Annotated in this window: 11 protein-coding genes; 2 read left to right on the top strand and 9 right to left on the bottom strand. The window is 71.4% G+C overall.

Annotated elements, in window-relative coordinates:
* Nucleotides 1–8 precede the first annotated feature (8 nt).
* Genes B0I32_RS05820 through B0I32_RS57460 form a run of 5 tightly spaced genes read right to left on the bottom strand, consistent with a single transcriptional unit; the run spans nucleotide 9 to nucleotide 3,955 of the window.
* Entirely contained in the window at nucleotides 9–929 is a 921-nt protein-coding gene (locus tag B0I32_RS05820; protein WP_106235627.1) for a S1C family serine protease, read from the bottom strand.
* The gene (locus B0I32_RS05815; protein ID WP_106235625.1) at nucleotides 929–1,873 is read right to left on the bottom strand and encodes a VWA domain-containing protein; all 945 of its coding nucleotides are present in this window, start codon (nucleotides 1,871–1,873) and stop codon (nucleotides 929–931) included. Before B0I32_RS05815 ends, B0I32_RS05820 begins: the two co-directional genes overlap by 1 nt.
* Entirely contained in the window at nucleotides 1,870–2,808 is a 939-nt protein-coding gene (locus B0I32_RS05810; RefSeq protein ID WP_106236071.1) for a DUF58 domain-containing protein, read from the bottom strand. The genes B0I32_RS05815 and B0I32_RS05810 overlap by 4 nt, the downstream gene beginning before the upstream one ends.
* An 11-nt stretch (nucleotides 2,809–2,819) precedes the next feature.
* Complete coding sequence (locus tag B0I32_RS05805; protein WP_106235624.1) at nucleotides 2,820–3,800, bottom strand: AAA family ATPase; 981 nt, start codon at nucleotides 3,798–3,800, stop codon at nucleotides 2,820–2,822.
* Nucleotides 3,797–3,955: a hypothetical protein gene (locus B0I32_RS57460; RefSeq protein ID WP_181307047.1), complete on the bottom strand. Its 159-nt coding sequence runs from the start codon at nucleotides 3,953–3,955 to the stop codon at nucleotides 3,797–3,799. Before B0I32_RS57460 ends, B0I32_RS05805 begins: the two co-directional genes overlap by 4 nt.
* Nucleotides 3,956–4,067: 112 nt before the next feature.
* Here B0I32_RS57460 and B0I32_RS05800 point away from each other — a divergent pair, with 112 nt between their 5' ends.
* Nucleotides 4,068–4,982 (top strand): dienelactone hydrolase family protein, encoded by a 915-nt coding sequence (locus tag B0I32_RS05800; RefSeq protein ID WP_106235622.1) that lies wholly within the window; start codon nucleotides 4,068–4,070, stop codon nucleotides 4,980–4,982.
* Between the two features lie 51 nt (nucleotides 4,983–5,033).
* On the opposite strand, the gene B0I32_RS05795 is transcribed toward B0I32_RS05800, so the two are convergent.
* From B0I32_RS05795 to B0I32_RS05785, 3 genes are all read right to left on the bottom strand, one after another.
* Nucleotides 5,034–8,144, bottom strand: a complete 3,111-nt coding sequence (locus tag B0I32_RS05795) for a M14 family metallopeptidase (protein ID WP_106235620.1) — start codon at nucleotides 8,142–8,144, stop codon at nucleotides 5,034–5,036.
* Nucleotides 8,145–8,345: 201 nt separating this feature from the next.
* Nucleotides 8,346–9,731: a glycine--tRNA ligase gene (locus tag B0I32_RS05790; protein WP_181307045.1), complete on the bottom strand. Its 1,386-nt coding sequence runs from the start codon at nucleotides 9,729–9,731 to the stop codon at nucleotides 8,346–8,348.
* A gap of 93 nt (nucleotides 9,732–9,824) precedes the next feature.
* Nucleotides 9,825–10,112 carry an antibiotic biosynthesis monooxygenase family protein gene (locus B0I32_RS05785; RefSeq protein WP_106235617.1) on the bottom strand — a complete coding sequence of 96 codons (288 nt, stop codon included), beginning with the start codon at nucleotides 10,110–10,112 and terminating at the stop codon, nucleotides 9,825–9,827.
* 58 nt (nucleotides 10,113–10,170) lie between these two features.
* Here B0I32_RS05785 and B0I32_RS05780 point away from each other — a divergent pair, with 58 nt between their 5' ends.
* Nucleotides 10,171–10,527, top strand: a complete 357-nt coding sequence (locus tag B0I32_RS05780) for a DUF6703 family protein (protein WP_106235615.1) — start codon at nucleotides 10,171–10,173, stop codon at nucleotides 10,525–10,527.
* Nucleotides 10,528–10,558: 31 nt separating this feature from the next.
* Here the strand turns inward: B0I32_RS05780 and B0I32_RS05775 are convergent, their stop codons facing one another.
* Nucleotides 10,559–12,100 carry an aldehyde dehydrogenase family protein gene (locus B0I32_RS05775; protein WP_106235614.1) on the bottom strand — a complete coding sequence of 514 codons (1,542 nt, stop codon included), beginning with the start codon at nucleotides 12,098–12,100 and terminating at the stop codon, nucleotides 10,559–10,561.
* Nucleotides 12,101–12,105: the final 5 nt, after the last annotated feature.

The raw sequence follows: 12,105 nt of genomic DNA, 5'->3' as shown, positions 1-12,105 counted from the left end.
CTCGCACCCTAGTTTCGGATGATGCGGTCCGCGATGGGCGCCGCCCGGTCGATGGGGATGGCGAACCCGATGCCGATGTTGCCGCCGCCCCTGCCGGACGCGATCGCGGTGTTCACGCCCACGACCTCGCCCCGGCCGTTCACCAGCGGGCCGCCGGAGTTGCCCGGGTTGATGGAGGCGTCGGTCTGCACGGCCGTACGGGAGGAGCCGCCCAGGCGTACCTCCCGGTCCAGCGCGCTGACGATGCCGGCGGTGACCGTCCCCGACAGGCCCAGGGGCGAGCCGATGGCGAGCACCTGCTCCCCCACGGACAGGTCCGCGGACCTGCCGAGCGTGGCGGGGGTGAGCCGACCCGGGTCGTCCAGCTCCAGCACGGCCAGGTCCTCGCCGTAGTCGGTGCCGGCCACGCGGGCGGACAGCCGGCTGCCGTCGCTGAGCACCACCGTGACCTGGCTGCTGCCTCTGACCACGTGGGCGTTGGTGAGGATGTGGCCGCGCTCGTCCACCGCGAAGCCGGAGCCACCGCTGTTCCGCGTCTCGATGGAGACGACGCTCGGCAGCACGCGGGCCGCCGTCGCGCTCAGCCCGGTCAGGCCGGCGGGCGGGGCGGGAGCCGCCCTCGGGAGGGCGGCGACGGGAGCCGGCGCGGGTCCTTCGAACAGCCGGGCGCCCGCCGTGGCGACCGCCGCCCCGCCGAGCGCGCCGGTGAGCGCCGCCACCAGCCCGGCGGCCACCAGCAGCCGTCCTCTGGGCGACTCCCGGACGACTCGCGTGGCGTCCGTCCCCGGGCCGGACGCGACGGGTACGGGACGCGGCGGCGGCCCGATCAGCGGCGGCAGGACGGGCGGTGAGGCGTCGGCCGGCAATTCCCGGCGAGCGCCCGGCGACGGGGTCCGGAAGTCGGGCCCGTGGGGCCTGCCCAGGCCCATCACGGCAGCCTCGAGAACCACAACATCGACGTCACCGCCGCGATGAGCGCGAAGATCAGCCCCGCTCCGACGAACCACTGCCAGACCTCCTGACGCTCGACGCGATAACCGACCGACGTGCCGATGTCCTCGTAGACCGCCTGCAACTCATCACCGCTGGCCGCCTCGTAGAAGCCGCCGCCGGCCGCGTCGGCCAGGTCGCGCAGCGCGGGCCCGTCCACCGGCACCGGCACCTCCTGGCCGCCCAGGCTGATGGTGCCGTCCGCCGTTCCGTAGGCGATGGTGGTGACCGGGACGCCGCGCGCGGACGCCTGCGCCGCCGCGTCGGACACCGTGCGGCCGGTCGTGCTGGAGCCGTCGGACAGCAGCACGATGTGCGCGGGCGGCGCCTCCTCCTCCGAGTCGAGTGCGGCGATGGCGTCGAGGGAGGAGAAGACGGCCTCGCCGATGGCGGTGCCGGAGCCGGTGCCGAGCCGGTCGAGCGCGCTCAGCACCGTACGCCGGTCCGTGGTGGGCGGCACGGCGACCGAGGCCGACGCCGAGAACGACACCAGGCCCAGGTTGAACCGCTCCGGCAGGCCCTGGACGAACTGCCTGGCCGCCTGCTTGGCCGCCTCGAACCGGTTGGGCGCGACGTCGGTGGCCCCCATGGAGGCCGAGACGTCGAACGCCACCATGATCGTCGCCCGTTCACGCGGCACCCGCACCTCGGCCGTCGGCCGGGCGAAGCCCACCACGAGCAGGACGAACATCAGCAGCAGCGCGGCCGCGGGCACGTGCCTGCGCCAGCCGGGCCGCCGCGGCGCCACCTTGTCCAGCAGGTCGAGGTTGGTGAAGCGGACGGCGTAGGAGGTCCTGTTGCGCAGCGCCATGACCACGTACGTCACGGCGAGCAGGGCCACGGGGACGAGCAGCAAGAGCCACAGGGGCGCGAGGAGGCTCACGCGGCGTCACCCCCGCCCTCCGGCGGCCGCCCCTGGCGGGCCGGTCCCGTCGCCAGCGCGGCCAGCCGGCGCTGCCGCATGACGTGCCGGGCCAGGTCGCGCACCCAGTCCCGGTCGGTACGCAGCCGCAGGTGGGCGGCCCCGGCCCGGCGCAGCCCCTGGGTGACGGCGTCGCGCTGCCCGGCCGCCGCCTCGGCGTACCTGCGCCGCAGCCGCGCGCTGCCGGTGGCGACCTCGCGCCGCCGTCCCGTCTCCGGGTCTATGAGCGTCAGGATGCCCACGTCGGGCAGGCTCAGCTCGCGCGGGTCGACCACCTCCACGGCCAGCAGCTGGTGCCGGGCGGCGAGGGCGCGCAGCGGCTGCTCCCAGGTCGGCGGCGGATCGAGGAAGTCGGAAAGGACGACGACGAGGCCGCGGCGGCGCGCCGTCCGGCCGAGCTGGTCTGCCGCCACGCCGATCAGCGGCTCGCTCACCCCCGGCTGGGTGCGCGGCAGCGCGAAGGCCGCCTGGAGCAGCGCCATCAGGTGCGGCCGGCCCGTCCTGGCGGGCAGCGTCCTGACGCCGCCGCCGTGCAGCAGGTGGACGCCGATCCGGTTGCCGGTCCGCTGGGTGAGGAAGCCGATCGCGGCCAGGGCCGACAGGGCGAGCTCCCGCTTCTCCATCGCCACGGTGCCGAAGTCCATACTGGCGGTGGCGTCGAGCAGGGCCCAAATCTCCAGCTCCCGGTCGGCGACCAGGTCCCTGACGTGCGGTTCGTTCGTGCGGGCGGTGACGTTCCAGTCCATCCGCCGCACGTCGTCGCCCGGCCGGTAGGGCCGCGACTCGGCCGGCTCGCTGCCCGGACCTGGCACCAGGCCGAGGTGTTCGCCCTGGAGCAGTCCATCGAGTCTCCTCGTGATCGTGAGTTCGAGCCGGCGCAGCGCGGGCTCGGCCATCAGGTACGGCTTCACGCCACGGCCTCCTGCTGCGGGGCGATGACCGGCATCGGCACTGCGGCGAGCACGCGGTCCACGATCTGCCGGGGCACGACCCCGTCGGCCAGGGCGTCGAAGGAGAGCACGAGCCGGTGTGCCATCACGTCGTGGGCGAGGTCGCGGACGTCCTCGGGCAGCACGTACTCGCGCCCGCGCATGAGCGCCAGCGCCCGACCGGCGGCGAGCAGGCCGAGCGTGGCCCTGGGGCTGGCCCCGAAGGCCAGCAGCCGGTCCACGTCCTGGACGCCGTAGCGGCCGGGGTCGCGGGTGGCGTAGACGAGGCGGACGGCGTACTCGGCGACCGCGTGGTGCACGAAGACCTCCTCGGCCCGGCGCTGCAACGCGACGACCTGCGCCGGGCCGAGGATGTTCTGCGGCACGGGCGGGTCCACGCTCATGCGGTAGACGATCGCCAGCTCCTCCGATTCGCTGGGATGGTCCACGTCGATCTTCATCAGGAAGCGGTCCCGCTGCGCCTCGGGCAGGTGGTAGACGCCCTCCGACTCGATCGGGTTCTGGGTGGCCAGCACCAGGAACGGATCGGGCACCCGGTGCGTGACGCCGCCGATGCTGACCTGGTGCTCGGCCATGATCTCCAGCAGCGCGGACTGCACCTTCGCGGGCGCCCGGTTGATCTCGTCGGCGAGCACCAGGTTGACCATGACCGGGCCGAGCTCGACGTCGAACGACTCGGTGGAGGGCCGGTAGATCCGGGTGCCGACGATGTCGGACGGCACCAGGTCCGGCGTGAACTGGATGCGGGCGAACGTCCCCCCGACCACGGTGGCCATGGTCTCGGCGGCCAGGGTCTTCGCGATCCCCGGCACGCCTTCGAGCAGGCAGTGCCCCTTGGCCAGCACCGCCACGAGCAGCCGCTCGACCATGTGGTCCTGGCCCACGATCACCCGCTTGACCTCGAACAGGGCCCGTTCGAGCAGCGCCTGGTCCGTCATGGCCGCAGGCTTCCGTAGTGGCAGTCGTCCACGACGACCCGCAGTTCCAGAGCGGTCGGCTCCGGATCGGCGAACGCGGCGCTCCCCGTCGTGAACGACGTCATGAGCAACGCGACGGCCGCGAGAACCACCAGAGCGAAACGTGATGTACGCATGGATTCCTCGTCCCTCGTATCGGCTTAGGACGAATGTCATCAAGAAACCGCGAAAACCCGCGTAACCGCCGCCTTTACACGATTTTTCGGTGAAAGGCGTTAGACCTCCGGCATGACGCCCATCCAGCGCTATCTCGCAGAAGAGGTGGCCCACGACCACGTGGACGGCCTGATCCCCCGCCGCGAGGCGCTACGGCGGCTCGCCCTGCTCGGTCTGGGACTGCCCGCCGCCACGGCCCTCCTCACGGCCTGCGGCGCGTCCCCTGACGGCGCCGCCCCGGCCACCTCTCCCGCCACCACCCCCGCCGCCCCGGCCACCACGGCGAGCCCGGCGGGGCCCGAACCGCTGCCGACGGAGCCGATCACGTTCGCCGGGCCCGAGGGGACGACGCTGCAGGCCGCCTGGGCCGCCGCGAGGGAGCCCAAGGGCGCGGTGCTGGTGATCCACGAGAACCGCGGGCTCACCGACCACATCCGCTCGGTCGCGGGCCGCCTGGCCGCGAGCGGCTACTCCGCCCTCGCCCTCGACCTGCTCTCCCGCGAGGGCGGCACGGCCACGTTCAGCGACACCGCGGCGGCCACGGCCAAGCTCGGCGAGATCACCGACGAGCGGTTCGTGGCCGACATGAAGGCGGCGGTGGGCGAGCTGGGCCGGCGCGCGGACGGGGCGAAGCTCGGCATGACGGGCTTCTGCTTCGGCGGGGGGATGACCTGGCTGCTGCTGTCGTCCGCCGAGCCCCGCCTGGCCGCCGCCGTGCCCTTCTACGGCCCGCTGCCGGACGGCGCGGACATGACCGGCACGAAGGCGGCCGTGCTCGGGGTCTACGCCGAGCAGGACGACCGGGTGAACGCCTCCAGGGACGCCGCCGAGGCCGCGCTGACCAAGGCGGGGCTCACGCACGAGCTGGTGACCTTCCCCGGCGTGGGGCACGCGTTCTTCAACGACACCGGGCAGCGCTACGACGCGGGGGCGGCGGCGCAGGCGTACGAGCGGGTCCTGGACTGGTTCGGGCAGCACCTCGCCTGAAAGAGCAGGACGGCCACCCCCTGCGCAGGAGGTGGCCGTCCCGTGTGGTGATCAGCCGATCAGGTAGCGCAGGATCTTCCGCAGGGACGCGCTACGCGCCGCGTCGCTGCCGAGTTGCTCCAGCCCGAAGCCGAGCAGGACCGTGTCCTTGGTGGTCACGGCCGCCGTCCGGTCGGCGGAGGCGCGGACGAAGTCGCCGCCGCCGGTCGGGCTGCCCGCCGGAGGTCCGGGGGTCGTCCACGGCCCGAGCCCGGTCTCGAAGCCCTCGGCCTGGGTCGTGCCGCCGGACGTGGTGAGCCGGGTGTCGTCCACGAACGCGCCCACGCCGCCGGTTGCGGGGTCGGTCACGTAGCTGATCGACACCTCGACCTCTTGCCCGGCGTAGGCGGCCAGGTCGAACGCCACCTGCTGCCAGCCGCCCGAGTCACCGGTGAACCGGTTCCACGACCCGCTGCTCCCGGTCGGCTGACAGGGGTTGCCGCGGGTCAGGTAGTGCTCCAGCCACGGATGCTCGTCCAGGTAGAAGCCCGCCTCGCACTCGGACGGGACGCCGGTGTCGGTGCCGCCGTTGAGGTCGGGCAGCGTGGTCCAGTTCCCCTGGCCGACCGTGTGGGCCTCGACGATGAGGTTGTCGTAGCCCGGCTCGGTGTCGAAGGAGAGCTGGAAGGCCAGCCGCGGCTGCTGCGCCGCCGTCACGGAGCCCAGGTCGATCGTCCTGGTCAGCCGCATGTACGAGTCGTCGGCGTGCGGCCCGGCCATGTACCAGGCGCCCTCGACGGGGTCGAACGGTCCCGGGGCGCCGAGCGCGTAGTCGGCGGCCGGGGTGCCGGTGAACCTCGGGAAGTCCGTCCCCATGGGGAACAGCACGCCCGCCTCGTCCACCGGGTTGTCCACCGTGGCCGGTCCGCCGAACGTGCCGCTGATCCCGGCCAGCGGGCCCGTGCCGGTGAAGCCGCTCGGGGCGGACCGCGGCAGCCGTCCGGCCAGGCCCATGTAGTACTGGGTGAAGTCGTCGGCCAGCAGCAGGCACTCGTCGAACAGCCCCTGGATGGTGGTGACCACGCAGTCGCCGTCCGGATTGCCGTCGATGCCGTAGTAGATGCCGCCGACGATGGTGTCCAGGATGCCGTAGTACCCGGCGGTCTCGCCGGTGTAGAGGAGCTTGCCTCCTTCGTTCAGGTAGTCGCGGACGGCGATGGTCAGGTCCTGCTGCGAGCGCTTGACGTCGGCGTCCGGCAGGTCGCCGAGCGGGGTCACCGTGACCACGTCCTGCTGGTCCATGGACAGCCGGTTGTCCCCCAGCTCCCACACCACGCCCTTGAAGTGCGACAGCACGCCGAGGTGGTGCGGCACGCCCTGGGCGTCCACGTCCCAGGTCTCGGAGGCGTACCCGGCGGCCTGGAGGGCCTGCTTGTACGTGGTGGAGTACTTGGGCGCCGTCACGGTGGGCGGATAGTCCGGGTTGAAGCCGGTGTAGTCCTCGTTGGCCAGCACCAGCACCTTGGCCGACGACTTCTTGGCCAGCCGGTAGGTGAAGTGCGCGCTGGAGACGACCCCGGCACCGGGCTTGACGCCCTGGAACCAGACCTCGACCCGGTCACCCGCTCTCGCGCCGCTCACGGTGGCGCGGTACTCGGCGAAGTACAGGTCGTTCTCGTCGCCGTAACGCTCGCCGCCCTTCCACTCGCTCAGCGGCTTGACCCGCGTGGGGCCGCCGTTGATGCGGTAGCGCAGCACCTTGTCCCGCAGCGAGCGGCGCGCGGTGACGGCCACCGGTTGCGGGTCGCCGTACGAGACGGCGAAGGAGTCCGGCTGGAAGTCGGGCACGGTGCGTCCGACCACGGAGACCGGCTTGTCCGGCGTGTGCACGGACTTCGCGGCGGCCAGCGCCAGCGGGACGTTGCGCAGGAACTCGTCCTGGATGAGCGCCTCGCTGTCGGGGAAGGTGAAGCCCTGGCCGCCCGCGCAGTCCGCCAGCGTCCATTCGTCGTTCTGGTCGCGCTCGACGGCGTCCTCACAGGTGGACATCTCGGGCGTGATGGACATGACCTTCCGTACGTTCGTCATGTGCCCGTCGAGCTCGCCGTTGGTGGTGTAGAGCTCGGCGCCGATGTCGGGGTCGTAGCCCTGGACCGCGGGGTTGGCGTCGTCGCCCAGCATGGCCTCGAAGATCAGGTCGTCGGGCGACGGGGTGGCCTGCTGCCAGCCGACCCCGTACAGGAGCAGCATGGCGGCCGAGTGGTAGTTCAGCAGGTACGTGAAGTGCACCCGCTTGGCCAGATTGTCCAGCGCCACGGTCTCGGGCTCCGACTGGGCGGCGGCGCCGCGGTAGGTCTGGCTGGAGCCGAGGCTGGAGGAGCCCTCGTCGTCGTAGCGCCACTTGTAGGCGAAGTTGCGGTTGAGGTCCACGCCGTCGGCGCTGGTGAGCTGGCCGTCGCCGTCGTTGTCGCGCAGGTTCTTGCGCCACAGGCGGTTGCCGGGGGTGAAGGTGTGGTCGTAGCCGTCGGGGTTGGCGACCGGCAGGAACCACAGCTCGGTGGTGTTGATCAGCTTGGTCAGCTCGGCGTCGGCGCCGTAGCCGTTGAGGTAGTGGTGCAGCAGCCGCCGCACCATCTCGGGCGTGATCCACTCGCGCGCGTGCTGCGCGGCCGAGTACAGCATGGCCGGGCGCTTGCCGTCGCCGAGGGTCCTGGCGTTCTTGGTCACCTTGATCGCGGTGATCGGCGTGCCGTTGAGGCTGTTGCCTAGGTTGACGACCTTGGCGATGCCCGGCTTGGCGTTCGCCGCCGCGATGATCTCCTCGCGGATGCCGCCGGCGCCCGCGTAACGCTTGAAGACCCCGTCCGCCTGCAACGCCCGGCGGGCGGCGGTGTTCTGGGCGCGCAGGGTGACGCCCTGGCCGGCGAGAAAGTCGGCCAGCGCGGCGGCCAGGATCACCTCGACGGTGACCTTGCCGTCCGCCCGTTTGACGATCCGCATCTCCTCGCGGTCCACGCCCGCGGCGACCAGCTTGGCCAGTTGGTCGGCGGTGAGCTCACCGCTGTAGACGAAGACGCCGTCGGGCCCGCTCTGGGGCGGTCTCGGCACCGCCGAGGCGGGCGGGATGGTGAACGAGCCGAGTAACAGAAGCATGCCGGCGAACATGATCAGTGCGCGCTTCATCGCGCCTCCGAAGTAATCAGCCCCCGAATTGCCGCAAAGGATGCCCGCAATGTCCGCGTATGCCGGGGGCTTGTCAATCATGACGGCCACATCCGGTCAAACATTTGACGACTTGGCCCCGAGTACGTTCGAGCTTGCCCGGACACGCGAACGGGCCGCTCGCCGGGAAGTCGGCGGGCGGCCCGTCAGGTCGAGCGGCGGTCAGTCGTTGAGGTGCTGGCGGAGGTAGGCGTCGACGCCGTCGATGGAGATGCGCTCCTGGGCCATCGAGTCGCGCTCGCGGATGGTCACCGCGTGGTCCTCAAGGGTGTCGAAGTCGACCGTGATGCAGAACGGCGTGCCGATCTCGTCCTGGCGGCGGTAGCGGCGGCCGATCGCGCCCGCGTCGTCGAACTCCACGTTCCACCTGCGGCGCAGCTGCGCGGCCAGGTCGCGGGCCTTCGGCGAGAGGTCGGCGTTGCGCGACAGCGGCAGGACCGCGGCCTTGACCGGCGCGAGCCGGTGGTCGAGCCGCATGACCGTGCGCTTCTCCAGCACGCCCTTGGCGTTGGGCGCCTCGTCCTCGCTGTAGGCGTCGAGCAGGAACGTCAGCGTGGCGCGGTCGACACCGGCGGCCGGCTCGATGACGTAGGGGACGTAACGCTCGCCCGTGTCCTGCTCGAAGAAGCTGAGGTCGGTGCCCGACGCCTTGGAGTGGGCGGTCAGGTCGAAGTCGGTGCGGTTGGCGATGCCTTCGAGCTCGCCCCACTCCGAGCCGGTGAAGTTGAACCGGTATTCGACGTCGACCGTGCGCTTGGAGTAGTGGGAGAGCTTCTCCTTGGGGTGCTCGTAAAGGCGCAGGTTGTCCTTGTTGATGCCCAGGTCGGAGTACCAGCGGAAGCGCTCGTCGATCCAGTACTGGTGCCACTCCTCGTCGGTGCCGGGCTTGACGAAGAACTCCATCTCCATCTGCTCGAACTCGCGGGTGCGGAAGATGAAGTTGCCCGGCGTGATCTCGTTGCGGAACGACTTGCCGACCTGGCCGATGCCGAACGGGATCTTCCTGCGCGCCGACTGCTGCACGTTGAGGTAGTTGATGAAGATGCCCTGTGCGGTCTCGGGCCGCAGGTAGGCCAGGCCCGACTCGTCCTCGATCGGGCCGAGGTAGGTCTTGAGCAGGCCGCTGAACTGCCGGGGCTCGGTGAAGGTGCCCTTGTTGCCGCAGTTGGGGCAGGTGATGCCGGCCAGGCCGCCCTCGGGCTCCTTGCCGTTCTTCTCCTCGTAGGCCTCGACGAGGTGGTCGGCGCGGAAGCGCTTGTGGCAGGACAGGCACTCCGTCAGCGGGTCGGTGAAGGTCTCGACGTGACCGCTGGCCCGCCACACCTCGGGGGCCAGGATGACGCAGGAGTCGAGGCCCACCACGTCGTCGCGCGACTGGACCATCGACAGCCACCACTGCCGCTTGACGTTGTTCTTCAGCTCGACGCCCAGAGGACCGTAGTCCCACGACGCGCGCAGTCCGCCGTAGATCTCGCTCGACGGGTAGACGAGCCCGCGGCGCTTGGCGAGGCTGACGATGGTGTCCATGACGTCGGTGCGTCGTGCCATTTTGGTTGGTTCTCTTTCCGGCTGGAGGTCGGCGAGGGAAATCGGTGAGATCCCAGCTTAGGGGACGGGCGCCGCTCTCGCGCGCGAGTAGGGCTACGCCCCGTCCCTGAGGTAGACGTCCTCGTACGCGCTGGGTTCGTGGACCATGAGGATCATCAGCGGATACATCACCATCCTGGACGCGGAAAGCGCTCTTCGGTAGAAGCCCGCGCCCTCCCATTCCGACACCAGCGCCCACAGGTTGGGCTCGTCCACCGAACGCGCCAGCCGGCCCCGGAGGTAGCCGGGCTGGTCGGCGAACGTGTCGAGAATCGTGTGGCCCTGCTTGACGAAGTCCTGCGACTGGGACTCTGGAACGGTGTATCGGATCACGGCGAGCACCCGACCAGCCTAAAGGCGCTCACCCCCCAGGTCGCCCGATCTCCCGTAGGCTCTAAACGTGGCCCCTCAGAACAAGCGCGGCGGCAAGCGTCCCATCCCGCAGGGCGAGCAGTTCTTCACGCCCGGCGCGACCGGCCTGCGCGCGGCGGTGGAGCGGCGCAGCGCCGTGCCGATGACGTTCCTGTTCACCCAGGTGCCCCGGTGGGTGGCGCCGGTCCTCCTGGTGGTCCTGCTGCTGGTGGGGTTCGCCGTGGCCAATCCGCTGGGCGGGGTGGCCGTGCTGCCGGTGCTCGCGTTCATCGGGTGGCTGGCCTACCTGTCGTGGCCGTCGCTGGGGGTGGGCGGCAAGCTGTTGCGGGTCGCCATGCTGACGTTTCTCGTCCTGCTCGCGGCGACCCGCTTCGGGGCCTTCTGAGCCCGTCAGCCTGCCTATGAGCCCACCTGGGTCACGGCAGCAGCGTGTAGTGCGGGAAGTTGCCCGGCAGGCGCTCGGCCTCGCCGTCCTGGCCGCTGGTGGCGGCGCGGACGAGCAGGTCGCCGCCGACGAACGCGCCGCGCCACGACGCGCCGAGCCCGCCGAAGAGCTCCTCCCTGTCCCCGCGTGAGCGCGGCCTGTTGTGGCCCACCTTGAACGCGCGGATCTCGGGCGCGAGCCGGCCGAAGGTCTCCTCCCGCTCGCAGGACAGGGTGGCCACCAGGGCGCCGTTGCTGGCGTTCATCGCGGCCAGCAGCTCCGCCTCCGTGTCCACCAGCACGATCGTGTCGACCGGGCCGAACGGCTCGGCGTGGTGGAGGGGTGAGGAGGGCGGCGGGTTGAGCAGCGCGGTCGGCGCAAAGTAAGCGGAAATATCCTGACCGGGGAGGAAGTGTCCGGATTCTAGGGACGCCCGGTGGATCGGCACGCCGCCCCTGGCCACCGCCTCGTCCACCTGGTCGGCCAGTTCCTTGGCCTTCGAGGCGTTGACCAGCGGCCCGAAGTCCAGCTCCGGCAGCGGATCATCGGGATCGGCCACGGCCAGCGGATGCCCGAAGCGCAGCGAGCCGACCGCCTGGAGGTAGGCGGCCAGGAACTCGGGGAAGAGCGAGCGCTGCACGACGAAGCGCGGGTAGGCGGTGCAGCGCTGCTTGGCGTAGTCGAAGGACGCCCTGATCTGCCTCGTGAGCAGGTCCCAGTCGCCGTACTCCCACACGCCCCAGCAGTTGAGCCCCTCCTGTTCCAGCACGTGCCGGCGGCCGAGGTCGGCCAGCGAGGTGACCACCTTCGCCCCGGCATCCCTGCCGCCGACGAACGACACGCACCCGAGCGAGCGCCCGGCCACCAGCACCGGCGACAGTTCCGCCCCTCCCCCGCTCACCAGCGTGAACGGCAGCCCTTCCCGGACGGCCAGGGCGCAGGCCAGGGTGAGGCAGCACAATCCGCCGTCGGTGGGCGTCTTGGCGATCACCGCGTTGCCGGCCAGCGCCTGGATCAGCATGGCGTGCATGAGCACGCTCATCGGATAGTTCCAGCTGGCGATGTTGCTGACCGGGCCGGGCAGCGGCACCCGGCCCTCGACCATGCGGTCGATCTCGCCGACGTACCAGCGCACGCCGTCGAGGCACCGGTCCACGTCGGCGCGGGCCGTCTTCCACGGCTTGCCGATCTCCCAGACCAGCAGCAGGGCCAGCAGGTCGCGGTGCGCAGCCATGGACTCGACCGCCGCCGACACCATCGCCTTGCGCTCGGCGAGCGGCAGGTAGCGCCAGCGGTTGTGCTCCTCGACCGCGCCCGCCACCGCGCGGCCCGCGCCCGCCCGGTCCAGCCGGGGCAGGCCGGCGATGGCGGTTCCGTCCAGGGGTGAGAACGCCGGCACGGGGCGCCCGTCGCGGTGCCAGATGCCGCCCCAGTGGTTCAGCACCCGGTCGTCGTGGAAGGCTTCGGGAGCCACCGAGCAACACTGCTCGTAGGTCTCCCGCCAGGACGTGCCCGGCTTGAGCCGCATGTGCATCCTCC

It is taken from the genome of Nonomuraea fuscirosea (assembly GCF_003001935.1).
GTDB lineage: Bacteria > Actinomycetota > Actinomycetes > Streptosporangiales > Streptosporangiaceae > Nonomuraea > Nonomuraea fuscirosea.
This window is presented reverse-complemented; position numbering and strand designations above follow the sequence as displayed.

Excerpts from the sequence above, each read along its gene's own strand:
- B0I32_RS05820 (WP_106235627.1), bottom strand. The coding sequence starts at position 929 with ATGGGCCTGGGCAGGCCCCACGGGCCCGACTTCCGGACCCCGTCGCCG.
- B0I32_RS05810 (WP_106236071.1), bottom strand. The coding sequence starts at position 2,808 with ATGGCCGAGCCCGCGCTGCGCCGGCTCGAACTCACGATCACGAGGAGA.
- B0I32_RS05805 (WP_106235624.1), bottom strand. The coding sequence starts at position 3,800 with ATGACGGACCAGGCGCTGCTCGAACGGGCCCTGTTCGAGGTCAAGCGG.
- B0I32_RS57460 (WP_181307047.1), bottom strand. The coding sequence starts at position 3,955 with ATGCGTACATCACGTTTCGCTCTGGTGGTTCTCGCGGCCGTCGCGTTG.
- B0I32_RS05800 (WP_106235622.1), top strand. The coding sequence starts at position 4,068 with ATGACGCCCATCCAGCGCTATCTCGCAGAAGAGGTGGCCCACGACCAC.
- B0I32_RS05795 (WP_106235620.1), bottom strand. The coding sequence starts at position 8,144 with ATGAAGCGCGCACTGATCATGTTCGCCGGCATGCTTCTGTTACTCGGC.
- B0I32_RS05790 (WP_181307045.1), bottom strand. The coding sequence starts at position 9,731 with ATGGCACGACGCACCGACGTCATGGACACCATCGTCAGCCTCGCCAAG.
- B0I32_RS05775 (WP_106235614.1), bottom strand. The coding sequence starts at position 12,100 with ATGCACATGCGGCTCAAGCCGGGCACGTCCTGGCGGGAGACCTACGAG.